Origin of the sequence: Pseudomonas sp. BIGb0278 (assembly GCF_024809895.1) — a bacterium.
Classification (GTDB): Bacteria; Pseudomonadota; Gammaproteobacteria; order Pseudomonadales; family Pseudomonadaceae; genus Aquipseudomonas; species Aquipseudomonas shirazensis.
The window spans coordinates 452,027-476,690 of sequence record NZ_JANUEL010000001.1 but is presented as its reverse complement, the minus strand read 5'-3'; the positions used below and the strand labels follow the sequence as shown (position 1 = coordinate 476,690).

Here is a 24,664-nt window from a genome sequence, read left to right as displayed (position 1 = left end):
GGAGCGTCATGATGAGTGCCAACGAAAAGCGTATCCGCCAGTTTGCCTACGAAATCTGGGAGTCCGAAGGCAAGCCAGAGGGTCATGAGGAACGCCATTGGGAAATGGCCCGCAAGCTCGTCGAAGCGGAAGCCAGCTCGCCCCAGGCCGAGCCCCGTAAAAAACCTGCAGCCAAGCCCAAGGCCGCTGCCGAGCCCAAAGCTGCCGCGCAGCCAAAGCCCAGCGCCGCCCAGAGCAAAGCAGCACAGGCCAAACCTGCCGCCAGCGCAGCAGAAAAACCAGCCGCCGCGAAGAAGCCTCGCACTGCGAAGAAACCTGCCGGCAGCTGAAACGCAACAATTACGTAGCGGTTGAGCTCAACGCCTCCAGCACCCCGGCGCCGTCCTGCAAAGCAAGTTTGCAGCGGCGCCGGGGCTGGCATGAGCTACCCGCCGTACGAACACCTTTGCCCACCCATTCCCCTTGCCATCGAGGTCTGCCATGAGCCCCCGTGCCCAAAAGAAAACCCGCTCCGTTGCTCCCTCGCGCATTCGCGAGGGCATGCCCTTCCCCCTCGGTGCTACCTGGGACGGCCTAGGCGTCAACTTCGCCTTGTTCTCGGCCAACGCCACCAAGGTTGAACTGTGCATCTTCGATTCCAGCGGTGAGCACGAGCTCGAGCGTATCGAGCTGCCTGAATACACCGACGAGATCTATCACGGCTACCTGCCAGACGCCCACCCGGGGCTGGTTTACGGCTACCGTGTGTACGGCCCGTACGAGCCGCAGAACGGTCATCGTTTCAACCCTAACAAGCTGTTGATCGACCCCTACGCCAAACAGCTGGTCGGCACCCTGAAGTGGTCCGAAGCGCTGTTCGGCTACACCATCGGCCATCCCGATGGCGACCTGTCGTTCGACGAGCGTGACAGCGCCCCGTTCGTGCCCAAGTGCAAGGTCATCGACCCGGCCTTTACCTGGGGCCGCGACCACCGGGTGCAGGTGCCGTGGGATCAGACCATCATCTACGAAGCCCACACTCGTGGCATCAGCATGCGCCACCCTTCGGTGCCGGAAGAGCTGCGCGGCACCTTCGCCGGCCTGGCCAACGATGATCTGCTCAAACACATCAAGGATCTGGGCGTTTCGTCGATCGAGCTGCTGCCGATCCACGCCTTCGTCAACGACCAGCACCTGCTGGAAAAAGACCTGAGCAACTACTGGGGCTACAACAGCATCGCCTTCTTCGCGCCGCACCCGGCATACCTGGCCAGCGGCAAGATCGCCGAGTTCAAGGAGATGGTTGCGCACCTGCACAACGCCGACCTCGAAGTGATCCTCGATGTGGTCTACAACCACACCGCCGAAGGCAACGAGCAAGGCCCGACGCTGTCGATGCGCGGTATCGACAATGCCTCGTACTACCGCCTGATGCCGGATGACAAGCGCTACTACATCAACGACTCCGGCACCGGCAACACCCTCGACCTGAGCCACCCGTGCGTGCTGCAACTGGTCACCGACTCGCTGCGTTACTGGGCCGGCGAGATGCGCGTGGACGGCTTCCGCTTCGACCTGGCGACCATCCTCGGCCGTTACCATGATGGCTACAACGAGCGCCACAGCTTCCTCGTAGCCTGCCGCCAGGACCCGCTGCTGAGCCAGGTCAAGCTGATCGCCGAGCCGTGGGACTGCGGCCCAGGCGGTTACCAGGTCGGCAACTTTGCGCCGGGCTGGGCCGAGTGGAACGACCGCTTCCGCGACACGGTGCGCAGTTTCTGGAAAGGCGACGAAGGCCAGCTGGCCGACTTTGCCGCGCGCATGACTGCCTCCGGCGACATGTTCAACAACCGCGGCCGGCGCCCGTATTCTTCGGTCAACTTCATCACCGCCCACGACGGTTTCACCCTGCGTGACCTGGTCTCGTACAACGACAAGCACAACGAAGACAACGACGAGAACAACCAGGACGGCACCAGCAACAACATGTCGTGGAACTGCGGTGCCGAAGGCCCGACCGAAGATCCCGAGATCGCCGCCCTGCGCATGCGCCAGATGCGCAACTTCTTCTCTACCCTGCTGCTTGCCCAAGGCACGCCTATGATCGTTGCCGGTGACGAGTTCAGCCGCACCCAGCACGGCAACAATAACGCCTATTGCCAGGACAGCGAGATCGGCTGGATCAACTGGGACCTGGACGAAGAAGGCAGCGAACTGCTGGCCTTCGTCAAACGCCTCACCCGCCTGCGCCTGAAGTACCCGGTGCTGCGTCGCTCGCGCTTCCTGGTCGGCGATTACAACGAAGCGATCGGCGTCAAGGATGTCACCTGGCTGGCGCCGGATGGCAACGAGATGAGCGTCGAGCAGTGGGAAGATCCGCACGGGCGTTGCCTGGGCATGCTCATCGATGGCCGTGCGCAGGTCAGCGGCATCGCCCGCCCAGGCTCGGAGGCCACCGTGTTGCTGATCGTCAACTCGCACCACGACACGGTGCCGTTCCTGCTGCCTTCGGTGCCACAGGGCGAGCACTGGAACTGCCTGATCGACACCGACCGACCTGAGCTGCGCAAGGCTGAGCGGCTGGAGTTCGGCACCACCTTCGAGGTGACCGGCCGTTCGTTCCTGCTGATGGTGCTGGAGCATGACGACGACTGAGTGCGGGCTGATGACTGATGCACCTCTGCAGCGCTGTATCGCTGCAGAGGTGCAGGTCACACACCGAAAAGTCACACGCCGCTAGCAATGTTTCGGCATAGCCAATTCAGGGCAAATAGCGATCCTCGCTATGCGCCTTGAATTGTTCAACGATTCCAATCCTTTACCTCCATTTACAGTTCATCGACACGCCCTTCACAGATTCTTGACGCAAGGGCTGCGGTCTCCTTAGCTGAACTTACCAACTGAAGTAAAAATTTCGCGCCGGGCGCTCTGGCGCGCGCCTTCGTGCGCGTTGAACACGCCCTGCGTGCTGGTTTGGGTCGCCCTCTGATGTGTGCCGTACAGCCCGTGACAACAGGCCAGGTCCCTTGGCTGTATTCAATGACAACAGAGGAGAACCGCCATGAACAAGACAGCGCATCCATCACGGATGGAGCATGTTTTCTACGCGGTTTCCACGTCGCTGCTTCTGGCAACCCCGGTGGAAACTTTTGCTTTCGATCAGCAGGACGACGAACCCTTCGCCAGCCTCTGGCAGCAACCGGCTGCGGCGCAGTTTGCGCTTGATCCGGTCAGCGCCAGCGGCTTGAACATCAATACCCTGAGCGCCCTCTCAGAACGGCTGAGCGAGCGTCAGCAGCGGCCCCGGCCTGACGTGGACGGCAACCAATGGGCGCAGCTTTTTCCCGGCCTGCCGCGCAGCAGCGTCCCAACGCAAAATCAGCTCGAAGCCCGCAGTCAGCAGTTGATCGTCGGCCCTGACCTGCTGGTGCGCGAATCATCCGCCGGCAACCTGCACCGCGCCGGCATCTTCGTCGGCCAGAACAACCTGCAGAGCTCGTTCAACGGCATACGCCCGCTGCTTGGCGACAAGCAGCGCAATGCAGTCAGCCTCAGCGGCGAAAGCCTGGGCGTGTACTGGAGCATGAGCAATGACAAGGGCTGGCACCTGGATGCCGTGGCCATGGGCACGCGCATCGACGTCAGCGGCCGCAGCGACAGCGGCCAGCGCTTGGACGACAGCGGTCACGCCATGACCTTCTCGGTCGAGGGCGGTTTGCCTATTGGTCTGGGTGGTGGCTGGGTGATCGAGCCGCAGGCGCAGTTGATCAATCAGCAGTTCTTCCCCGGTAGCCAGGCGCAGGAGGCGACGTTGCAGGCGTTCGACAGCCAGCCGAACTGGAGCGGCCGCGTCGGGGCCAAACTGTCGGCCCGCTATGATGTACGCGGAACGCCGGTCGAACCCTACCTGCGGACAAACGTCTGGTACGACTTCAGCAATGCCGATGGCGTGCAGCTGGATCAGGTCGACAAGATTTCCAGCTCGCGCAAGTCGACTACGGTCGAACTTGGCCTGGGGCTGGTGGCGCGGATGACGCCGGATGTGGCGCTGTTCGTCAGCGCCGACTACAGCAGCGACGTCGACGACAATGACCTGAATGGGCTGATTGGCAGCCTGGGTGTGAAGATGCGCTGGTGAACCGATCCGGGCAAGCTGCAGCGAGGCTGCGGCTTGCCCGGACTGGATTCAGTTGGCTGGCTTAAGCACCAATACGCCCAGGGGCGGCAGGTTCAGCGCCAACGACAGCGGCTGCCCATGAGCCGGCAGCGCCTCAGTCGCTACGGCGCCCAGATTGCCGACGTTGGAGCCGGCATACTCCTGTGCGTCGGTGTTGAGCAGCTCTTGCCAGTGCTCGGCAAACGGCACGCCAACCCGGTAGCCCTCACGCGGCACTGGGGTGAAGTTGGCCACAACCAGCAATGGCTCGCCGCTGCTGCTCCAGCGTAACCAGGCAAATACACTGTTCTGCGCGTCGTCACCGATCAGCCACTGGAAGCCCTGCGGCTGGCAATCCTGCTCGTGCAGCGCCGGCAGTTCGCGGTACAGGCGGTTGAGGTCGCCAACCAGCTGTTTGACGCCCTGGTGCTCGGAGTACTGCAGCAGGTACCAGTCCAGCTGCTGGTCGTGGTTCCACTCACGCCACTGGCCAAACTCACAGCCCATGAACAGCAGCTTCTTGCCTGGGTGCATCCACATGAATGCCAGGTAGGCGCGCAGGTTGGCAAACTTCTGCCAGCGGTCACCGGGCATCTTGTCGATCAGCGAATGCTTGCCATGCACCACTTCGTCGTGGGAAATCGGCAGGATGAAATGCTCGGAGTAGGCATAGATCAGGCCGAAGCTCATCTCGTTGTGGTGGTGATTGCGGTGTACCGGGTCGTTCTGGATGTAATGCAGGGTGTCGTGCATCCAGCCCATGTTCCACTTGTAGTCAAAGCCCAGGCCACCCTGCTGGGTCGGTTGGCTGACGCCGGGCCAGGAGGTGGATTCCTCGGCGATAACCAAGGCCCCGGGCGCCTCATGGGCAACCACACCGTTGAGGTGACGCAGGAAGTCGATGGCCTCCAGGTTCTCGCGGCCGCCATGGCGGTTGGGCACCCACTCGCCGGCCTTGCGCGAATAGTCGCGATAGAGCATCGAGGCCACGGCATCGACGCGCAGGCCGTCGATATGGAAGTGCTTCAGCCAGTGCAGCGCCGAGGCCATCATGAACCCGCGCACCTCGTTGCGGCCGAGGTTGTAGATCAGCGTGTTCCAGTCCTGATGGAAGCCCTCCAGTGGGTTTTCGTACTCATACAACGCAGTCCCGTCAAAGCGCGCCAGGCCGTGCTCATCGGTCGGGAAATGCGCCGGCACCCAGTCGAGAATCACGCCGATGCCGCCCTGGTGGCAGGCGTCGATGAAGGCGGCAAAATCTTCGGAAGTGCCGTAGCGCGACGTCGGTGCGAACATCGACAGCGGCTGGTATCCCCACGAGCCCCCGAACGGGTGTTCCATGATCGGCAGCATCTCGATGTGGGTGAAACCCAGCTCCTGCACATAGGGCACCAGGCGCTCGGCCAGCTCACGCCAGTTATACAGTCGGGCTACTTCACCGCTGTCATTCAGCTCGCACTGCCACGAGCCCACGTGCAGCTCGTAGATCGACAGCGGCGCGTTGTAGGCATGGCGCTGGGCGCGTTGCTCCATCCAGTCCTGGTCGCGCCATTCGTGGCCCAACGGGCCGGCCACTTTCGAGGCAGTGCTGGGCGGCAGCTCGGTGGCGCGTGCCAACGGGTCGGCCTTGAGCGGCAGTACACCATCCTGGCCGAGCACTTCGAACTTGTAGGTTTCGCCAACGCCCAGGCGCGGCACAAACAACTCCCAGACCCCGGCGCCATGGCGCAGGCGCATCGGGTGGCGGCGGCCGTCCCAGTTGTTGAAATGGCCGACGACCGAGACCCGCTTGGCGTTCGGCGCCCACACCGAGAACAGCACGCCGTCGACGCCGTCGACCTGCATTGGCTGGGCGCCAAAACGCCCGGCCAGGTCACGGTGATTGCCTTCGGCAAACAGGTGCATGTCGATGTCGCCCAGCTGCGGGCCGAAGCTGTACGGGTCTTCGGTGACCTGTTCACCACCGGCCCAGTTGATTGCCAGTTGGTAGTCCTGCGGCTGCGCCATGTGGGCGCTGAACAGGCCGGGCAAGCTGCCCTGTTGCATCTCGGCAAGCACGCTGCCATCGCTGCGCGAAATGACTTTGGCGCTCAGCGCGGCGGGTAAAAAAGCACGCACGAACTGGCCGCCCGCACCGTCCGGGTGCGGGCCGAGCACGGCAAATGGATCGGCGTGCTCGGCGCGGGCCAGGGCGTCGATGTCCCGTTGCCGAAGGCCGCCGTTGTCACGCTTGATTGCGTTCATTTATGACTCTCCCCAGGTACTGATCAGTCCATGCAGACCATGCAAAGGCACGGCCAGCCAGCTTGGCCGGTTTTCGGCTTCATAAGTAATTTCGTAAGCAGCCTTTTCCAGGCAGAACAGCTCCAGTGCCGCGCGCTCGCCATCGGCCTGCTCCCAGGCGTGGGGCATGGCGGCAGTGGCCAGGCCATAGGCTTCGACGAAAGCGTGACGCGACTGGTGCAGGTACTGCCGGGCAACCCGCTGCCGGGCCTGCCGCGCGGCGTCGGACAGGTCTACTGCCGAGTCGCTGCGCAGAATCATCGCAGCAGCATAGTCGAACGAGCGCAGCACGCCGCTGACATCTTTGTACGGGCTGTGCTTGGCGCGGCGCTCCTGCAGCGGCCGGGCCGGCTCGCCCTCGAAGTCGATCAGGTAAGCGTCGCCCTGCACCACCAGCACCTGGCCCAGATGCAGGTCACCATGCACGCGCATGAGCAAGCCACCCTGGGCCTGTTGAGCCAGCTCCTCGACGCGCTTGGCAAGGCCGTCGCGCTGTTGCTGCAGGTCGTCGACCAAGGCCTGGCTTTCGCTGTCGAGGCTATCGCGGTGCTGCGCCAGCAGGTCCAGCGCGTGGGTCAGTTCGGCGCTGATCTGCTCGCCCCAGCGGGCGCTGTCGTCGGCGCTGCTGGCGCGTGGCGCGAACGCCTCGTCCTCGGTCGGCGTGGCCAGCAGCAGGTGCATTTCACCCAGACGCTGACCGAACAGTGCAGCAAAGCCGTTGAGCTCGGTCAGGGCATCGGTGTGCGCTTCAGCGTCGGTACGGGTGGGCTCCATTTCATCGCGGATCGCGCGCTCCAGAGTGTTCTGGGTCCAGGCCCAGGCATCGCCCTGGTTGCTCAGGTAGCCCTGGGCGATCATCAATAGATTTGGCTCTTTCTGCGCATCCACTCGGCTGACCCACGCCAGCAGCGGCGAGATATTGGCAAAGCCGCCAGCGGTCAGGTAGGCGCTCATTTCCAGCTCGGGGTGAATACCCGGATTGACCCGGCGGATCAGCTTGAGCACTACGCAATCGCCGATCACTACCGAGCTGTTCGACTGCTCGGCACTCAGGTAGCGCACCGGGCTGTCTTCATCCAGCCCAAGCGGCGCCAGCAGGTCAGTCGCCTGGAAGCGCAACTCGCCATGCTCATAAGGCAATACGGTGCCGTCCTGGCAGTTACGCAGCACCGCACGAATGAACGGCTCGAGCACGAAGGCGTCGGTGATGAGACCCACCTGACTGCCCCGACGCACGCGCGACAAGGCCAGTTGCTGCGGCAGCGCGCTGTGGATCTGGTCTTCAGGCAGCAGGCCGAATGGCAATTGATAATGGGTGGTCACGCCATTGCTGAGCACTTCCAGCTCGGCCAGCAACACCGGCGTGGTGGCCGTAGCCAGGCGGACGCCGTAGCTCAACCGAACCTGGTCAATCGGTGCTTCCTTGCCGGCAAACCAGCGCCGCTTGGGCAGGTATTGCGGCAGTACCGAAGTTTCCAGGGCGTCTCGTGCGGGGGCATCAAGTAGCTCTTCCATACGTTTACGCAGCACCAATGTGGTCAGTTCAGGGAGGCTTTCTGCAGGTTCGGCATGCCAGCTGGGCATGCGCTCGCGCGAGGCGAGGACGAACCAGTAGAAGCCGTAAGGCGCCAAGGTCAACAGGAACGGCAACTGGCCTATCGGCGGGAAGGCACTGCCGCCGAGCATCTCCACTGGCACCCTATCGACGTACTGTGACAGGTCGAGCTCGGCCGCCTGCGCGGCGCGAGACACGTTGGCCACGCAGAGAATGGTTTCGCTGTTGCCGTTGGCATCGGTGTACTCGCGGATGTAAGCCAGAATGCGCCGGTTGCTCGGCGTCAGGGTCTTCATGCTGCCGCGTCCGAAAGCCTTTTGCTGCTTGCGCACGGCGAGCATGCGCCGGTTCCAGTTGAGCAGCGAATGCGGGTCGTGGGCCTGGGCCTCGACGTTGACCGTCTGGTAGCCGTAGAGCGGATCCATCACCGGTGGCAGCACCAGCCGCTGCGGGTCGGCGCGAGAGAAACCACCGTTGCGGTCCGGCGACCACTGCATCGGCGTGCGTACGCCATCGCGGTCGCCCAGGTAGATGTTGTCGCCCATGCCCAGCTCATCGCCGTAGTACAGGGTCGGCGTACCGGGCATCGACAGCAGCAGGCTGGTCAGCAGTTCGATGCGCCGGCGGTCACGCTGCAGCAGCGGCGCCAGGCGCCGGCGGATGCCGAGATTGATCCGGGCGCGGCGATCTTCAGCGTAGTAATTCCATAGGTAATCGCGCTCACGGTCAGTGACCATCTCCAGGGTCAGCTCATCGTGGTTACGCAGGAAGATCGCCCACTGGCAGTCCGCCGGGATCTCGGGCGTCTGGCGCAGGATGTCGGTGATCGGGAAGCGGTCTTCCATGGCCAGGGCCATGTACATGCGCGGCATCAGCGGGAAGTGGAACGCCATGTGGCACTCGTCGCCAGTGCCCTCGCCAAAGTACGGCCGGGTGTCTTCCGGCCATTGGTTGGCCTCGGCCAAGAGCATGCGGTCCGGGTAGTTGGCGTCGATCTCGGCACGGATGGCTTTCAGCACTACATGGGTTTCAGCCAGGTTCTCGTTATTGGTGCCATCGCGTTCGATCAGATACGGGATCGCGTCCAGGCGCAGGCCGTCGACGCCGATGTCGAGCCAGTAGCGCATTACATCGATAACGGCCTTGAGCACCTGCGGGTTGTCGAAGTTGAGGTCTGGCTGGTGCGAGTAGAAGCGGTGCCAGAAGTACTGCCCGGCAACCGGGTCCCAGGTCCAGTTGGACTTCTCGGTATCGAGGAAGATGATCCGCGTGCCGTCGTACTTCTGGTCGTCATCCGACCACACGTAGAAGTCCCGCGCCTTGCTGCCACGCTTGGCATGGCGCGCGCGCTGGAACCACGGGTGCTGGTCGGAGGTGTGGTTAATGACCAGCTCGGTGATCACCCGCAAGCCGCGCTTGTGCGCCTCGGCGATGAAGCGCTTGGCATCGGCCATGCTGCCGTAGTCCGGGTGCACCGCCTTGTATTCGGCAATGTCATAGCCGTCATCACGCCGCGGCGACGGGTAGAACGGCAGCAGCCACAGCGTGTTGACGCCCAGCTCGGCGATGTAATCGAGCTTGCTGATCAGCCCGGCAAAATCACCGATGCCATCATTGTTGGCGTCGAAAAACGACTTGATGTGCAGCTGATAGATCACCGCATCCTTGTACCAGAGCGGGTCGTCGATAAAAGCTGCCGGGCGTGAACGCTTGGCCATGTGCGACTCCTGTACGAGATCAAGGCTACTGCGCGGCGCTGATACGCCAGATACCAAACGGCTGATAACTCGGGTCTATGCGCATCCACTGGGTCTTGCCGTGCCAGGTCCAGCGGTGGCCGTTCATCAAGTCCTCGCCGTAGGTGTCAGCGTTTTCATCCAGGCCCAGCTCCCACAGTGGTAGTTCAAAGTTCGCCTCCTGGACATTGTCCGGGTCCAGGCTGATCGCGATCAGAATGTAGTTTTCGCGGTCAGCTGTGCGCTTGGCGAAGTACAGGATGTTGTCGTTCCAGCAGTTGAAGAACGCCACGCCCAGGTGCGTCTGCAAGGCAGGGTTTTGCCGGCGGATGCGGTTGAGCTGGGCGATCTCGGCAATGATGTTGCCGGGCGCGGTGAAGTCGCGTGGGCGGATCTCGTACTTCTCCGAATCGAGGTATTCCTCCTTGCCCGGAATCGCCGCCGCTTCGCACAGTTCAAAGCCTGAGTACATGCCCCACAGCCCTGAGCCCATGGTCGCCAGCGCGGCGCGAATCAGAAAGCCGGCACGGCCCGAGCGCTGCAGGAAGAATGGGTTGATGTCCGGCGTGTTGACGAAGAAATTCGGCCGGTAGCAGTGGCTCCATGGCGGCTGGTTCAGTGTCTCGAAGTACTCCTGCAGCTCCTGCTTGCTGTTGCGCCAGGTGAAGTAGGTGTAGCTCTGCGCATAGCCGACCTTGCCCAACCGGGCCATCATCGCTGGTTTGGTGAAGGCCTCGGCAAGGAACAATACGTCAGGGTACTGGCTACGCACATTGGCGATCAGCCATTGCCAGAACGGCAGCGGTTTGGTGTGCGGGTTGTCGACGCGGAAGGTCTTGACCCCCTGCTCGACCCAGCCGATGACCACATCGCGCAGCGCCAGCCACAGCGAGGGCACGGCGTCGGCGGCATAAAAGTCGACGTTGACGATGTCCTGGTATTTCTTCGGTGGGTTTTCCGCATAGCGGATGGTGCCGTCCGGGCGCCAGCTGAACCAACCGGGGTGCTCGACCAGCCAGGGGTGGTCTTGTGAGCACTGAATGGCGAAGTCGAGGGCGATTTCCAGGCCGTGCTCGGCGGCTGCAGCCACCAGCCGGCGGAAGTCTTCGCGGCTGCCCAGCTGCGGGTGAATGGCGTCATGACCGCCATCGGCACTACCGATCGCATACGGGCTGCCCGGGTCATCAGGGCCGGCCTGCAGTGAGTTGTTGGGGCCTTTGCGGTGGCTGCGGCCAATCGGGTGAATCGGCGGGAAGTACAGCACATCAAAGCCCATGTCACGGATCATCGGCAGGCGCGCATGGACGTCGTTGAAAGTGCCGTGGCGCGCCGGGTCGTCGGTGGTCGAGCGCGGGAACAGCTCATACCAACTGGCGAACTGCGCCGCCGGGCGATCGACGTCCAGAGGGAATTCGATACTGCGGGTCAGGTAGCTGCGGTGCTCGGCCTCGGCCATCAGGCGCGCCGCATCTTCGCCGAGCAGCAATGCAACCTGGGCTTGCTCATCGAGCTCGGCCAGACGCGATTGCAGCGTCAGAATCTGCTCGCGCAAGGCGCCGTCCGTGCGCTCGGCGCCCTTGCCCAACAGCAGGCGGCCCTCCTCCAACTCCAGCTTGATCTCGACCGCAGCGTTGAATTTCTTTTCCAGGTCGTAGCAGTAGGTGGCGTACGGATCGATCCAGGCTTCGATGATGAACAGGTGCAGGCCCAATCCAGTCGGGGTGAATTGCCCAAGCCACAGATCATTGCCGGCGTCCTCCATCGGCACACTGTGCCACTCGCGGCTGCGCGCTTCACGCCAGTGCAGCAGCACCATCAGCCGATCATGGCCGTCGCTGTAGACTTTGCTGCTGACCGTCACCGGCTGGCCGCTGATGGCCTTGGCGGCAAAGGTGCCGCCGTCGAGTACCGGTGCGGTGTCTTCAATGACCAGACGCGGCGCCAGCAACGCCTGGGCCAGGCTGATCGCCTGATCCGGGTGGTCATTGGCCATGGGCACGCTTTCGAAGGGCTCGTTGCGAGACATCGGACCTTGCTCCCTGTGGGCTTGAGGCGGTAAGGGTTCAGAGCCGTCGAACGCGTAGGGGGTTCAAAAAAAAATGAGCAAATGGCGCAGGCGTGGTTCAAAGCCTTTGCATCCCTCATTTACCCAGCGAGGTCAGGCCATGAACATTCCAATCCCGGCGGAGACACCCGATCCGAACATCGACGATCCAAGCTTGCCGCCGCCGGTGCCGCAGGATGATCCCGATGAGTTGCCGATCAAGCCGACCATGCCGCCTACGGTGGGCGATCCGCCGAGTGAGGAACCGCCGGTCAAGGTTTGAGCATAGTCAACAGGCGCGCTGAGCCTGTTTATGTTTGTTGTGGTGTGATATCCCGAGGGCCGCTTTGCGGCCCTTTTTGATGGCTCAGACGCTTGGAAAGCCTCCACAAGCAGACTAACGTTTACGTAAAGGTGATGCCGTGATTGACAGCCCTTGGCCGCAGGTTTACGTTAACGTCAACCCGCACCACACCGTGTAGGAGCGGCCTTGTGTCGCGAAAGGGCTGCGTAGCGGCCCCAGATTGCAGCCTCGCCGCCGAGATTGCTGGGCCCGCTTTGCGGGCCTTTCGCGACACAAGGCCGCTCCTGCACAGGGCGTGATGGTTTCAAGAACAATAAAGGTACCCAAGCATGCATTACCCCAGCCTGAACTTCGCCCTCGGCGAGACCATCGACATGCTTCGCGACCAGGTCCGCGCCTTCGTCGCTGCCGAACTGGCCCCGCGCGCGGCACAGATCGACCAGGACAACCTGTTCCCCGCCGACATGTGGCGCAAGTTCGGCGACATGGGCCTGCTCGGCATCACCGTGCCGGAAGAATACGGCGGCGCCGGCCTGGGCTATCTGGCCCACGTCGTGGCGATGGAAGAAATCAGCCGTGGCTCGGCCTCGGTGGCCCTCTCCTACGGCGCCCACTCCAACCTCTGCGTCAACCAGATCAACCGCAACGGCAGCCACGCGCAAAAGCTCAAGTACCTGCCCAAACTGCTCAGCGGCGAGCATGTCGGTGCCTTGGCGATGAGTGAGCCGAATGCCGGTTCCGACGTGGTGTCGATGAAGCTGCGCGCCGAACAGCGCGGCGATCACTACGTACTCAACGGCAGCAAGACCTGGATCACCAACGGCCCGGATGCCAACACCTACGTGATCTACGCCAAGACCGACCTGGACAAGGGTGCCCATGGCATCAGCGCGTTCATCGTCGAGCGCGACTGGAAGGGCTTCTCGCGTAGCAGCAAATTCGACAAGCTGGGCATGCGCGGCTCCAACACCTGCGAGCTGTTCTTCGACAACGTCGAAGTGCCGGCGGAGAACATTCTCGGCCAGCTCAATGGCGGCGTGCGCGTGTTGATGAGCGGCCTCGACTACGAGCGCGTAGTGCTCTCCGGCGGCCCGACCGGGATCATGCAGGCCTGCATGGACCTGGTGGTGCCGTATATCCATGACCGCAAGCAGTTCGGCCAGAGCATCGGCGAGTTCCAGCTGATCCAGGGCAAGATCGCCGACATGTACACCCAGCTCAATGCCAGCCGGGCGTATCTATATGCTGTGGCGCAGGCCTGCGACCGTGGCGAGACCACGCGCAAGGACGCCGCCGGGGTGATCCTCTACAGCGCCGAGCGCGCCACGCAGATGGCGCTGGAGGCGATCCAGATTCTGGGCGGCAACGGCTATATCAACGAGTTCCCGGCAGGCCGCCTGCTGCGCGATGCCAAGCTCTACGAAATCGGCGCCGGCACCAGCGAGATCCGCCGGATGCTGATCGGCCGCGAACTGTTCAACGAAACCCGCTGAGCACAAGGACCCGCGCCCATGGCTATTCTGCACACCCAGATCAACCCGCGCTCTGCCGAGTTTGCCGACAACAGCGCGGCCATGCTCGAACAGATTCAGGCGCTGCGCAGCCTGCTCGCCCAGATCAGCCAGGGCGGCGGCGCCAAGGCCCAGGAGCGGCACACCGCGCGGGGCAAGCTGTTGCCGCGCGAGCGTATCGATCGCCTGCTCGACGCTGGCTCAGCGTTTCTTGAAATCGGCCAATTGGCCGCTTACGAGGTGTACGGCGAAGACGTGCCCGCCGCTGGCGTGATCGCCGGCATCGGTCGGGTCGAGGGCGTCGAGTGCATGATCGTGGCCAACGATGCCACGGTCAAAGGCGGCTCGTATTATCCGCTGACGGTGAAAAAACACCTGCGCGCGCAGACCATCGCCCTGCAGAACCGCCTGCCATGCATCTATCTGGTCGACTCCGGCGGCGCCAACCTGCCGCGCCAGGATGAGGTGTTCCCGGACCGCGAACACTTCGGTCGGATCTTCTTCAACCAAGCCAACATGAGCGCCCTGGGCATCCCCCAGATCGCCGTAGTGATGGGCTCGTGCACCGCCGGCGGCGCCTACGTGCCAGCAATGGCTGACGAGGCGATCATGGTCCGCCAGCAGGCAACGATCTTTCTCGCCGGGCCGCCGCTGGTCAAAGCTGCTACCGGCGAAGTAGTGACCGCAGAGGAACTGGGCGGCGCCGACGTGCACTGCCGCATCAGTGGCGTTGCCGACCACTACGCCGACAACGACGAACACGCCCTGGCCCTGGCCCGGCGCAGCGTGGCCAACCTCAACTGGCACAAGCTCGGCCGTCTGCAATGCCGCACACCGGTTGCGCCGTTGTACAGCGCAGACGAGCTGTATGGCGTGGTGCCGGCCGACGCCAAGCAACCGTTCGATGTGCGCGAGGTAATTGCGCGGCTGGTCGACGGCTCGGTCTTCGATGAATTCAAGGCGCTGTTCGGCACCACCCTGGTGTGCGGCTTCGCCCACCTGCACGGCTACCCGGTGGCGATCCTGGGCAACAACGGCATCTTGTTTGCCGAGGCCGCGCAAAAAGGCGCGCACTTCATCGAACTGGCCTGTCAGCGCGGCATCCCGCTGCTGTTTCTGCAGAACATCACCGGCTTTATGGTCGGCAAGAAGTACGAAGAAGGCGGCATCGCCAAGCACGGCGCCAAGCTGGTGACGGCGGTGGCCTGCGCCCAGGTGCCGAAATTCACCGTGATCATCGGCGGCAGCTTTGGCGCTGGCAACTACGGTATGTGCGGCCGCGCCTATGACCCGCGCATGCTGTGGATGTGGCCCAACGCACGGATTGGGGTGATGGGCGCCGAACAGGCGGCCGGCGTGTTGGTCCAGGTCAAGCGCGAGCAGAGCGAACGCGCCGGCGCGCTGTTCAGCAGTGCCGACGAAGCCGCGCTCAAGCAGCCGATTCTTGACCAGTACGAGCGCCAGAGCCACCCCTACTATTCCAGCGCGCGGCTGTGGGACGACGGCGTCATCGACCCAGCGCAAACCCGAGATGTCCTGGGCCTGGCGTTGTCTGCCGCACTCAATGCACCGATCGAACAGAGCCGTTTCGGCATCTTCCGGATGTGACCCAATGAGCGACTACAGCACCCTTGAACTGATCAAGGACCCACGCGGCTTCGCCACCCTGTGGCTGAACCGGGCCGACAAGAACAACGCCTTCAACGCGCAGATGATCCGCGAACTGATCGTCGCCGTTGACCGCCTCGGCGCCGACCCAAGCTTGCGCTTCGTGCTGCTGCGCGGCCGTGGCCGGCACTTCAGCGCCGGCGCCGACCTGGCCTGGATGCAGCAATCGGCGCAGCTCGACTTCAATACCAATCTGGACGACGCCCACCAACTGGGCGACCTGATGTACAACCTGTACAACCTCAAGCTGCCTACCCTGGCCGTGGTGCAAGGTGCCGCTTTTGGTGGCGCCCTGGGTCTGATCAGTTGCTGCGACATGGCCATCGGCAGTGAGGATGCGCAGTTCTGCCTGTCGGAAGTGCGCATCGGCCTGGCACCGGCGGTGATCAGCCCATTCGTGGTCAAGGCCATCGGCGAGCGTGCCACTCGCCGTTATGCGCTGACAGCCGAACGCTTCAGTGGCGTGCGTGCGCAGCAGCTGGGATTGCTGGCTGAAGCCTACCCAGCGGAACAACTCGATCAGCAGGTCGAGGCCTGGGTCGACAATCTGCTGCTCAACAGCCCGCAGGCACTGCGCGCCAGCAAGGACCTGCTGCGTGAGGTCGGCCACGGCGAGCTGACTCCGGCAGTACGCCGTTATTGTGAAAACAGCATTGCCCGCATCCGCGTCAGCGCCGAGGGCCAGGAGGGCCTGCGCGCCTTCCTCGACAAGCGCCGCCCCGCCTGGCAACCCACCGACAAGGAAGCACGCCCATGAGCCACGCCACCCTGACTACCTTGCTGGTTGCCAACCGCGGCGAAATCGCCTGTCGGGTGATGCGCACCGCCAAAGCCATGGGCCTGACCAGTGTCGCCGTGCACAGCGCCATCGACCGCGACGCATTGCACGCCCGCGAGGCCGATATCCGCGTTGATCTGGGGGGCAGCAAGGCTGCCGAGAGCTATCTCGATATCACTAAACTGCTGGCAGCAGCCAAAGCCAGCGGCGCCCAGGCGATCCACCCAGGCTACGGCTTTTTGTCGGAGAACGCCGGCTTTGCCCGAGCCATCGAGCAGGCCGGACTGATCTTCCTTGGCCCACCGGCCAGCGCCATCGACGCCATGGGCAGCAAGTCGGCGGCCAAGGCGCTGATGGAGGCCGCGGGCGTGCCATTGGTGCCCGGCTACCACGGCGCTGCGCAAGATCTGCAGACCTTCCGCGAAGCCGCCGAGCGCATCGGCTACCCGGTGTTGCTCAAGGCCAGTGCCGGCGGCGGCGGCAAGGGCATGAAGGTCGTGGAAGAGGTCAGCCAGTTGGCCGACGCGCTGGCCTCGGCTCAGCGTGAAGCGCAGGCCTCGTTCGGCAATGCGCAGATGCTGGTGGAGAAGTACCTGCTCAAGCCGCGCCACGTCGAGATCCAGGTGTTTGCCGACCAGCACGGCAACTGCCTGTACCTGAACGAGCGCGACTGCTCGATCCAGCGCCGCCATCAGAAGGTCGTCGAAGAAGCGCCAGCGCCCGGCTTGGCGCCGGAGCTACGCAAAGCCATGGGCGAAGCTGCCGTGCGCGCTGCACAGGCAATTGGCTATGTCGGCGCCGGCACGGTCGAGTTTCTGCTCGATGCCCGCGGCGAGTTCTTCTTCATGGAGATGAATACCCGGCTGCAGGTCGAGCACCCGGTGACCGAGGCGATTACCGGGCTCGATCTGGTCGCCTGGCAGATCCGCGTGGCCCGCGGCGAACCGCTGCCGATCACGCAGGCGCAGGTGCCGCTGCGCGGCCACGCGATTGAAGTGCGGTTGTATGCCGAAGACCCGGCCAACGAGTTTCTGCCAGCCACCGGGCGCCTGGCGCTGTACCGCGAGTCGGCGCCGGGCGAAGGCCGCCGGGTCGACAGCGGCGTCAGTGAAGGGGACCAGGTGTCACCGTTCTATGACCCGATGCTGGGCAAGCTGATTGCCTGGGGTGAAGACCGCGAGCAGGCGCGTCTACGTTTGTTGGCGATGCTCGACGAATTCGCTATTGGCGGAGTCAAGACCAATATCGCCTTCCTGCGGCGGATCCTGGCGCACCCGGCGTTCGCTGCGGCCGAGCTGGATACCGGCTTCATCCCCCGGCATCAGCAGGCATTGCTGCCGGCAGCTGGTGAGCTGCCCGCGCAGTTCTGGGAAGCCGCAGCACAGGCCTGGCTGCAGAGCGAAGCCACGCGGGTTCGTGATGACGACGCCGACTCACCGTGGGCGGCACGCACTGGCCTGCGCCTGGGCCTGCCTAGCCAGAGCAGCGTCCACCTGCACAGCGGCGGGCAGTCTCAAGCCGTGACGCTGCAGGCCAGCGCACCGTCGACCCTGCGCCTTGAGGGGGAGCAGTTGTGCCAGGATCTGGACGGCGTGCGCCGGCGCCATCTGGCGATTCGTCGTGGCGCCACCCTGTACCTGCACTGGGACGGCGACATGCATGCCGTCAGCGCCTACGACCCGATTGCCGAAGCCGAGGCCAGCAACAGCCAGCACGGTGGGCTGAGTGCGCCCATGAACGGCAGCATCGTGCGGGTGCTCGTCGCGCCTGGACAGGCGGTCGAGGCCGGCACTGCGCTGGTGGTGCTGGAGGCCATGAAGATGGAGCACAGCATCCGCGCCGCCCAGGCGGGTACGGTCAAAGCGCTGCTGTGCGAAGAAGGTGACATGGTCGCTGAGGGCGCGGTACTGGTCGAGCTGGAGTAACGCCTGTGCGTGCTCCGTGGCCCGCTTTGCGGCGCCACGAAGCACGCCGATCAGAAGATGCCGTGCACGCGCACCACGACACCAAGGAATTCACAGCCCTCCTCGCACACCAGCGTTGGGTAGCTGCCATTTAGCGCCTTCAGGTAGCGTTGGCCACCCTCCTCCGTCAGCTGACGGAAGATCGCCGATTTGCCAGGTTGACGGGCCACAACCAAGCGCCCTGGCTCCACGGCAACGCCACTGTCAACCAGCACCAGCATGCCCTCGGCAACGCTCTTGCCACTGACTGCGCTCATCGCATCGTTTTCAACCGGTAGCCACCAGGCGTTGCCCTTGGCCAGATAGTCGGTCTGCTCGAAGGCAGCAGGTTCGGCTACCACCTCGCTGCCCAGTGCATCCCACGTCAGCAGCGGGTAACGAAAGCACACTATGTATTTGGTCCAGTCTTCATCTTCGACGCTGTCGTCGACGGCATAGCGCACGCGCTCTTCACCGATCTGCCCGGCCACCTGCAACTGCAGGCTGACGTGGTAGTGCGGCATGCCCAGTTCGACGAACACCTTGTTCATCGAATCGACCCGTGGTTGCCGGCGTTTGCACAGCCAGTGGCCAATGCTGCCCTGGGACACGCCAACGCGTTCGGCGAGCAGTTCCTGCGAGATGTCGAGCTCCTCCATCCGGTCACGGATGAGGGCAATCCATTTATCCATATTCATCGCTGGCACGATACGGACTGCCTCTAGACGCTCAATACACATAAGGTAGTATTTCCTTGAAAGCACATAAATACATTGGGTATTAGAATCAGGCAGAGTCCTTCCCACAGCGCCGTTCCCGGTATCAGGATGAAACCCCATGAAAAAAGACGAAACAGATCTGGACAGTGAAGCTGCGCGCCGCGCGCTCGACTACTACCTCAACCCCACCCCGCCGCGGCCCAACCTGGACAACAAGGTGTGGACCTTGCAGCCCGGGGTTTCCATTGGCGAAGCCCATGACCATGCGCTGGCCCTGCTGCGCTGCGCGGCGGCAACGGCCCATGAAACCGCCACCCACCAGGACGGCATGACCCGCGAGGTGACACTGGCGCTGATGCATATGGTGAACATGGCAAGGTCACTGCTCGAACACAAAAAGGCAGTAATGACGGACGACAGATAAGAGAAGAACGTGAACGCCAGGTAACGGCAATGGCCCCGATTGCCGGGACAGGATGAGGAGTGCAGGTAATTTTTTTACCGATTTCAACAAATATCGTTTGACTGGCAAATGATAACGATTATTATTGCACTCAGCAGGTCGCGAGACCCGCTGGATAACCTGGAGACCTTAGGTCGGACTCTCAGATTATCTCCTCATCAGGCTAATCACGGTTTTTGACCCGGCTTTTTGCCGGGTCTTTTTTTTGGTCTTCAGGCTAATGAAGATGGGTACCGCTTGATGGCCGCGATCATAGCAAAAGTGTTTCTACAGGTGAATGGATGTAACAGCCTTTTACGCAAACAGCACTTGAGAATCAATCTCGTTAAGATTAAGCTGTTTGCGCATCAGGGAAGATGCCCCCACCCCTACACCTGAGCAAGGAGCCACCCATGACCCGCCTGCTGCCCCTTGAACAGCACCTGCACAGCCATACCGATGAAGACGCCTTGCTGCACCGTCTGCGCCGTCTACCGCGGCGGGTGCAACAAGTATTTCTGCTCAGCCGCCTCGAACAACTGCCGTTCGCCGCCATCGCCGAGCGCCTCGATCTCAGCGTACACACGGTCGAACGCCACATGCATCAAGCGTTGCAGGGCACTCAGGCTCGGCCTGACAGCTTTGCCAGCGCCGCCGGCCATTGGTATGTGCGCCTGCAAAACCCACAGGTCAGTGCCAGCGAGCGGATCGACTTCCGCCGCTGGCTGGACGCCGCCGACGAGCACTTGCAGGCCTTCCATCAGACCGAACTGCACTGGCGCCGCCTGCTCGCCCCGGCACGTCAACTGGGGCAGGACGGTTGGTACCGGCATGGTCAGGCAGCGCTGTCACTGGGCGGTTGCTCGATCGCGGCCGGCCTGGGCCTGGCCGCCCTGCTGGCGATGGCGTACTGGGTGTGAGTAAATCCAGCCCTTGAGCCAAGCGCGGCCTGGCTGCGTTGCCGAGCAATGCCGACACTCGATGAAACACCCCCTGCCAACCGGCAACACATTTGCAGTCCCAGCCGGCGCTGCGAGCGGTGTAGAGTAACCGTCACAAAAAAAGCCACAGGAGCCTGGCAATGACCGTGACGTCGCCCGCTGTAACCATCGACTGCGCTTTCGATTCCGGCAATATTCAGGTGCTCGACGCCAGCAATCCAGAGCAGGTGCATCTGGCCATTCGCCCGGACAGCCACAGTGGCCACTTCCAGTGGTTTCACTTCAAGGTAGATGGCCTGACGCCTGGCCACACTCACCGGTTCAGCCTCGACAACGCCAGCCAGTCTTCCTATCCCAATGCCTGGAGCGGTTATCAGGCCGTGGCCTCGTATGATCAGCAGGTGTGGTTCCGCGTCCCCAGCCGCTTCGACGGCGAGGCCCTGCACTTTGAGTTGCAGGCCACTCAGCCGCAGGCCTGGTTCGCCTACTTCGAGCCCTACTCGCGTGCCCGCCACAATCAATTGATCGACCGCGCCCAGCAGTTGCCGGGAGTCGAGTTGCTGGCCCATGGACGCAGCGTGCAGGGCCGTGATATCCCCCTGTTGCGCGCTGGTGACGGTGCGCCCGGCAAGCGCAAGCTCTGGCTGATCGCCCAGCAGCACCCGGGCGAGCACATGGCCGAGTGGTTCATGGAGGGCGTGATCGAACGCCTCGAAGCCAACGATACGCAGATTCAGGCATTGCTCGCTCAAGCCGACCTGTACCTGATCCCGAACATGAACCCGGACGGCGCCTTCCTCGGCCATCTGCGTACCAACTTCAAGGGCCAGGATCTGAACCGTGCCTGGCAGTCAGCCAGTGTCGACACCAGCCCCGAGGTGCTGTTTGCCCAGGCACAGATGAAGCAATACGGCGTCGATGCATTTATCGACGTGCACGGTGACGAAGAGATCCCCCACGTGTTCACCGCCGCCTGCGAAGGCAACCCAGGCTACACCCCACGCCTGGCGAAACTCGAGGAGCAGTTCCGCAGCACCTTGTGCAGCATCACCGCAGACTTTCAGACCACCCACGGCTATACCCGCGACCAGCCTGCTCAGGCCAACATGACCCTGGCCTGCAACGCTGTCGGGCAACAGTACGACTGCCTCTCACTGACCCTGGAGATGCCCTTCAAGGACCACGACGACGCGCCCAATGTGCAGACGGGCTGGTCTGGACAGCGCTCAAAGGACTTGGCCGGTGCGGTACTGGAGACGTTGGCGAAAATCGCGCGCGATCTACGCTAGCTAGAACTGCACATCCAGAATCACGCTGTCGCTGTAGGTCGCAGCCGGCGGCGTCGGCTGATCGCTGTAGACCCGCGCGTTGTAGTTGAAAATCTGGCTACCGGTGCCAGTGCCTGCGCCCGGGTTGACGTTGGCATCGGTACTCGCACGCCTAGCTGTATTCAGCGAGCCCCAGCGCTCGCTGCCGGCGCTCTTGAAAATGTCATAGGCCAGATAGTTATTGGCCGGTGATTTCATCCGCCGACGGCCGCCAGCTGGGCTTACCCCATCATCCAGGCCAACGGTGTAGTTGCTGCCCTTGGTGCAGGAGATGTTGATGCTTTGGTTGACCGTGGTAAACGCACTGACCACCGGCGCACTGTTGAAGACAATGTTCGGGGTGGTGATCTGGCAGTCATTGCTTACCGTCAGGCTGACGTTGAGGGTACGGCTGCCATTGCCCTTGTCGCGGCCCAGGCAAATCGTGCCGGCACTGATGCCAGAGCAGTAGTCCCAGACCCAGGCGATGGTCAGGGTTTCCTGGTACAGGCCCGCAGCAACGTTGGCACCCAGGTTGGTCTTCACATACAGCGGCACGGTCTTGGGTGTGGTGCCATTCAGCAGGCCAAGCAGGTCGAGGATGCCATTGCGGGCGAAGTCGAACGCCACGCCACGGGTGATCGGAAAGCTCGTGCTGTTGTTGGCATACAAGGTGTAAGGGATCACATCACCGGTTGGCCCAACCAGCCCGCTGGTGCTGGAGGTGATGGTTGCGTAGAAGTGATCGCCCGAACTCAGCAGACTGAGCAAAGAACCGGTGCACTGCAAACCGGCATTGGTGCTCGAGGCGCTTTGCACAGTGCCGCGCACCAGGGTCGAATTGACCGTGCCGAAGCTCGCCGGCAGGGTATCGATCACATTGCACAGGCCCCAGGCCGGCGCCGCCATCACCGTCGCGAGCAGCGCCACTGCCCCTGCAAAGCGGTTCATTGACACACCAGCGGGCCAATCAACGGCACCGGCCCCTGCCCTTCCGGCAGATCAAAGGCCACCTGGCACTGGCCGCCCTCGGCCAGCTCGACCTGCAGGGTGTTGTGCGCCGAGAGGTTCTCCAGATACACCAGGCCGTCCCAGCCGACCACCGCCAGGCTGCCGCTCTGCTGATGGGTCACCCGGCTACCCAGCTTGAGGTTGTTCTGCTGCGCGTCAACCAGCACGATGCTCGCCGCCAGCACCCGCTTAAGCGGGAACTCCAGCAAGTAGCCGCTACCCCGGCGCACGGCGACCCGCTGCTCGACCTGCGGTGCCAGCACATCGGCCGACAGCTCCATTGGATCGATCTCATACTTGCCGCGGTAGTAACCGCTGCTGTAAGGCACCAACAAGTGGCCATTGCGGTCAGTGCGGCCGACCAGCTGATTCTCGTAGCGCACCGGGACATCGGCGTAACCGTCGGTACTGACAACTACAAAGGCATCGTCAATCCGGTTGGCGGCAAACAGGCCGGCGTCCATCCATACCAGCGAACCGCTGGCGTCGGCCCAGCGGGTCATGGCGTCACTACTGCCATAGGTGCCAGCCTGCAACTGCACCGACTGCAGGCGCCAGGTCGCGTCAGCCTGGCGATAGGCTTCGCGGTCGCCATCGGCATAACCGAGATTGAAACCGACACCGCCACCCACCGGTACGGCGCGGCTGTAGTTAACCCGCTGCTGGCGGCTGCCATCCTGGCTGCGCTCCATGCTCAGGGCCAGGTTGCCATGCAGGTCGAACGGGATCACCAGCTGCGCCTGCATGGCCCACTGGCTTTCGCCGATCTCGCGGTTGGCCGACAGGTACAAGCTGCTATTGCCCCACAACGAGCGGCTCCAGCTCAGGTTGAGCAGACGGGTACGCGAGCCGTCTGCGGCCTGCACATCGAAATAGCCGGCACCGAGGCTGCCATAGCGCTCAAGGTTCAGACTCAGGGTGACCTGTTCACTTCGCTTGGACAGCTGCGTATAGGGCGTGTCGACCCGCGACAGGTCGGCGTAGTCGCCATGGCGCTGCAGGCGCTGGTAACTGAAACCGAGGCGCTGGCTGTTGTATTGATACCCCAGTGCAACCTGCTGGCCCTGCTCGCCGTCGAAACGGCTTTGCGCCAACGCCGCATTGAGCACGCCAAAATTGCCCAGCCGTAGATTGCCACCCAGGCCGCCGAGGGCGAGGGTCTCGGCGGTCTCCAGATGGCCCTCGAGGGTAAAGCTGTCGCTGACACCGTGGCGCAGGCTGGCGCTGGCAACGCCTGTGCCGTAGCCAAAATCACGTACGCCGTAGTCGCGGCGCAGGCTGCCGGCCGCCAGGGAAAAGTCGCTCAGGCCTTTACCCAGCAGGCTGCTGGTGACGTAGAACGGCAGCGTGGTAGACACCTGGCGGCCGAGGGCGTCGGTGGTCACCACCACCGCTTCGCCGGCACCGTTGATGAACGGCACGTTGGTCAGGGTGTATGGCCCAGGTTGCAGGTCGGTGGTGCTCGCCTTGTAGCCGTTGATGAACAGGTCCAGCGACGTCGGCACCGCCGCCTCGCCGGCAAAGGCCGGCAGCGGGTAGGTGACCAGGTCCGGGCGAGCGGCAAAATCACGCGACAGCTGCAGGCCGCCGAGCCGCACCGAGCTGGTCCAGGGCAAGGCGCCGGTGACCAGGTCACCGGCCTCGATGGTCAGCAGGCGTTGCTCGTCGGTATAGCGCCAGGTCGTGTCGTAGCGCAGAAATCTCTGACGGGTATCGGCCTGCGGTGCGCTGTTGAAGGCCTGGCGCCACTGGCCGGTGGTGCTGAACGTGCCCCAGCTGTCGAACAGACGCAGCTCGTTCCAGGCGGCCAGGTAGGTGCCGCTCTCATCGGTGTCATTCAGGTAGACGTCGTAGTTGAGCAGCGCGCCGAAGCTGCTGCGGGCGTCGCTGGCCGCATACAGGCCGCGCTCGCCAACCCGCTGCAGCGGCAACCAGGCAGCGGGTACCTGCAACAGCAGGCGCTGGTTGGCGCTGTCGTAGTCGGCATGCAGGTCGGCATAAGTATCCAGCGCCACCTCACCCTGAGTAACCCCCGGCAGGCTGATGCCCGCTGCAGTGAGCACCTCACTGGCGATAAACAAGCGCCCGGCGCGTTGCTGCACGGGCACCAGCTCAGCCCTGGGCATTTGGTTCACCAGCAGGTCGAGGTACAGCGTGGCATCGGTGACCGCGCTGCTCTCGCTCGGTGGCGGCGGCAGGCCGTTGGCCAGCGCCAGCTGTGGCCCCAGCAGCAAGCCTAGGCACACCTGATGGGCCATCCACGACAGCCATTTCACACACGGCTTCC

17 protein-coding genes are annotated in these 24,664 nt (G+C 63.2%); 11 read left to right on the top strand and 6 right to left on the bottom strand.

What is annotated here, in order from left to right; translation table 11 throughout:
• The first annotated feature begins 8 nt into the window (after positions 1–8).
• From M2396_RS02150 to M2396_RS02140, 3 genes are all read left to right on the top strand, one after another.
• On the top strand, positions 9–329 hold the full coding sequence (locus M2396_RS02150) for a DUF2934 domain-containing protein (protein ID WP_101320924.1): 321 nt from the start codon (positions 9–11) through the stop codon (positions 327–329).
• A gap of 151 nt (positions 330–480) precedes the next feature.
• A complete protein-coding gene (gene glgX / locus M2396_RS02145; protein WP_101320926.1) occupies positions 481–2,634 on the top strand; it encodes a glycogen debranching protein GlgX in 2,154 nt (717 codons plus the stop codon).
• A 406-nt stretch (positions 2,635–3,040) separates the two neighbouring features.
• The gene (locus tag M2396_RS02140; protein ID WP_259072541.1) at positions 3,041–4,117 is read left to right on the top strand and encodes an autotransporter outer membrane beta-barrel domain-containing protein; all 1,077 of its coding nucleotides are present in this window, start codon (positions 3,041–3,043) and stop codon (positions 4,115–4,117) included.
• Between the two features lie 48 nt (positions 4,118–4,165).
• On the opposite strand, the gene glgB is transcribed toward M2396_RS02140, so the two are convergent.
• Genes glgB through M2396_RS02125 form a run of 3 tightly spaced genes read right to left on the bottom strand, consistent with a single transcriptional unit; the run spans position 4,166 to position 11,735 of the window.
• Positions 4,166–6,379 (bottom strand): 1,4-alpha-glucan branching protein GlgB, encoded by a 2,214-nt coding sequence (gene glgB / locus M2396_RS02135; protein WP_259072540.1) that lies wholly within the window; start codon positions 6,377–6,379, stop codon positions 4,166–4,168.
• Positions 6,380–9,691, bottom strand: a complete 3,312-nt coding sequence (treS, locus tag M2396_RS02130) for a maltose alpha-D-glucosyltransferase (RefSeq protein ID WP_101320932.1) — start codon at positions 9,689–9,691, stop codon at positions 6,380–6,382.
• A 25-nt stretch (positions 9,692–9,716) separates the two neighbouring features.
• A complete protein-coding gene (locus M2396_RS02125) occupies positions 9,717–11,735 on the bottom strand; it encodes an alpha-1,4-glucan--maltose-1-phosphate maltosyltransferase (protein ID WP_259072539.1) in 2,019 nt (672 codons plus the stop codon).
• A gap of 139 nt (positions 11,736–11,874) precedes the next feature.
• Between M2396_RS02125 and M2396_RS02120 the strand changes: the two genes are divergently transcribed.
• The 5 genes from M2396_RS02120 to M2396_RS02100 all read left to right on the top strand — a co-directional run bounded on the left by M2396_RS02120 (position 11,875) and on the right by M2396_RS02100 (position 17,939).
• The gene (locus M2396_RS02120; protein WP_181003808.1) at positions 11,875–12,036 is read left to right on the top strand and encodes a hypothetical protein; all 162 of its coding nucleotides are present in this window, start codon (positions 11,875–11,877) and stop codon (positions 12,034–12,036) included.
• Between the two features lie 350 nt (positions 12,037–12,386).
• Entirely contained in the window at positions 12,387–13,550 is a 1,164-nt protein-coding gene (locus tag M2396_RS02115) for an isovaleryl-CoA dehydrogenase (RefSeq protein WP_101320936.1), read from the top strand.
• Positions 13,551–13,568: 18 nt separating this feature from the next.
• Positions 13,569–15,176 (top strand): carboxyl transferase domain-containing protein, encoded by a 1,608-nt coding sequence (locus tag M2396_RS02110; protein ID WP_259072538.1) that lies wholly within the window; start codon positions 13,569–13,571, stop codon positions 15,174–15,176.
• A 4-nt stretch (positions 15,177–15,180) separates the two neighbouring features.
• Entirely contained in the window at positions 15,181–15,993 is an 813-nt protein-coding gene (locus tag M2396_RS02105) for a gamma-carboxygeranoyl-CoA hydratase (RefSeq protein WP_101320941.1), read from the top strand.
• The gene (locus M2396_RS02100; protein WP_259072537.1) at positions 15,990–17,939 is read left to right on the top strand and encodes an acetyl/propionyl/methylcrotonyl-CoA carboxylase subunit alpha; all 1,950 of its coding nucleotides are present in this window, start codon (positions 15,990–15,992) and stop codon (positions 17,937–17,939) included. The genes M2396_RS02105 and M2396_RS02100 overlap by 4 nt, the downstream gene beginning before the upstream one ends.
• Before the next feature lie 50 nt (positions 17,940–17,989).
• On the opposite strand, the gene M2396_RS02095 is transcribed toward M2396_RS02100, so the two are convergent.
• A complete protein-coding gene (locus M2396_RS02095; RefSeq protein ID WP_259072536.1) occupies positions 17,990–18,697 on the bottom strand; it encodes a LexA family transcriptional regulator in 708 nt (235 codons plus the stop codon).
• A 97-nt stretch (positions 18,698–18,794) separates the two neighbouring features.
• Between M2396_RS02095 and M2396_RS02090 the strand changes: the two genes are divergently transcribed.
• From M2396_RS02090 to M2396_RS02080, 3 genes are all read left to right on the top strand, one after another.
• The gene (locus M2396_RS02090; protein WP_101320948.1) at positions 18,795–19,100 is read left to right on the top strand and encodes a DUF6124 family protein; all 306 of its coding nucleotides are present in this window, start codon (positions 18,795–18,797) and stop codon (positions 19,098–19,100) included.
• 431 nt (positions 19,101–19,531) lie between these two features.
• Complete coding sequence (locus M2396_RS02085) at positions 19,532–20,038, top strand: sigma factor-like helix-turn-helix DNA-binding protein (RefSeq protein WP_220634028.1); 507 nt, start codon at positions 19,532–19,534, stop codon at positions 20,036–20,038.
• Between the two features lie 161 nt (positions 20,039–20,199).
• Positions 20,200–21,348: a carboxypeptidase family protein gene (locus tag M2396_RS02080; protein ID WP_150573163.1), complete on the top strand. Its 1,149-nt coding sequence runs from the start codon at positions 20,200–20,202 to the stop codon at positions 21,346–21,348.
• On the opposite strand, the gene M2396_RS02075 is transcribed toward M2396_RS02080, so the two are convergent.
• Both M2396_RS02075 and M2396_RS02070 read right to left on the bottom strand, forming a co-directional pair.
• Complete coding sequence (locus tag M2396_RS02075) at positions 21,349–22,317, bottom strand: spore coat U domain-containing protein (RefSeq protein WP_259072534.1); 969 nt, start codon at positions 22,315–22,317, stop codon at positions 21,349–21,351.
• Positions 22,314–24,635 (bottom strand): fimbria/pilus outer membrane usher protein, encoded by a 2,322-nt coding sequence (locus tag M2396_RS02070; protein WP_259074208.1) that lies wholly within the window; start codon positions 24,633–24,635, stop codon positions 22,314–22,316. The genes M2396_RS02075 and M2396_RS02070 overlap by 4 nt, the downstream gene beginning before the upstream one ends.
• Between the last annotated feature and the right edge of the window lie 29 nt (positions 24,636–24,664).

Excerpts from the sequence above, each read along its gene's own strand:
- M2396_RS02150 (WP_101320924.1), top strand. The coding sequence starts at position 9 with ATGATGAGTGCCAACGAAAAGCGTATCCGCCAGTTTGCCTACGAAATC.
- glgX (WP_101320926.1), top strand. The coding sequence starts at position 481 with ATGAGCCCCCGTGCCCAAAAGAAAACCCGCTCCGTTGCTCCCTCGCGC.
- M2396_RS02140 (WP_259072541.1), top strand. The coding sequence starts at position 3,041 with ATGAACAAGACAGCGCATCCATCACGGATGGAGCATGTTTTCTACGCG.
- glgB (WP_259072540.1), bottom strand. The coding sequence starts at position 6,379 with ATGAACGCAATCAAGCGTGACAACGGCGGCCTTCGGCAACGGGACATC.
- treS (WP_101320932.1), bottom strand. The coding sequence starts at position 9,691 with ATGGCCAAGCGTTCACGCCCGGCAGCTTTTATCGACGACCCGCTCTGG.
- M2396_RS02125 (WP_259072539.1), bottom strand. The coding sequence starts at position 11,735 with ATGTCTCGCAACGAGCCCTTCGAAAGCGTGCCCATGGCCAATGACCAC.
- M2396_RS02120 (WP_181003808.1), top strand. The coding sequence starts at position 11,875 with ATGAACATTCCAATCCCGGCGGAGACACCCGATCCGAACATCGACGAT.
- M2396_RS02115 (WP_101320936.1), top strand. The coding sequence starts at position 12,387 with ATGCATTACCCCAGCCTGAACTTCGCCCTCGGCGAGACCATCGACATG.
- M2396_RS02110 (WP_259072538.1), top strand. The coding sequence starts at position 13,569 with ATGGCTATTCTGCACACCCAGATCAACCCGCGCTCTGCCGAGTTTGCC.
- M2396_RS02105 (WP_101320941.1), top strand. The coding sequence starts at position 15,181 with ATGAGCGACTACAGCACCCTTGAACTGATCAAGGACCCACGCGGCTTC.
- M2396_RS02100 (WP_259072537.1), top strand. The coding sequence starts at position 15,990 with ATGAGCCACGCCACCCTGACTACCTTGCTGGTTGCCAACCGCGGCGAA.
- M2396_RS02095 (WP_259072536.1), bottom strand. The coding sequence starts at position 18,697 with ATGTGTATTGAGCGTCTAGAGGCAGTCCGTATCGTGCCAGCGATGAAT.
- M2396_RS02090 (WP_101320948.1), top strand. The coding sequence starts at position 18,795 with ATGAAAAAAGACGAAACAGATCTGGACAGTGAAGCTGCGCGCCGCGCG.
- M2396_RS02085 (WP_220634028.1), top strand. The coding sequence starts at position 19,532 with ATGACCCGCCTGCTGCCCCTTGAACAGCACCTGCACAGCCATACCGAT.
- M2396_RS02080 (WP_150573163.1), top strand. The coding sequence starts at position 20,200 with ATGACCGTGACGTCGCCCGCTGTAACCATCGACTGCGCTTTCGATTCC.
- M2396_RS02075 (WP_259072534.1), bottom strand. The coding sequence starts at position 22,317 with ATGAACCGCTTTGCAGGGGCAGTGGCGCTGCTCGCGACGGTGATGGCG.
- M2396_RS02070 (WP_259074208.1), bottom strand. The coding sequence starts at position 24,635 with ATGGCCCATCAGGTGTGCCTAGGCTTGCTGCTGGGGCCACAGCTGGCG.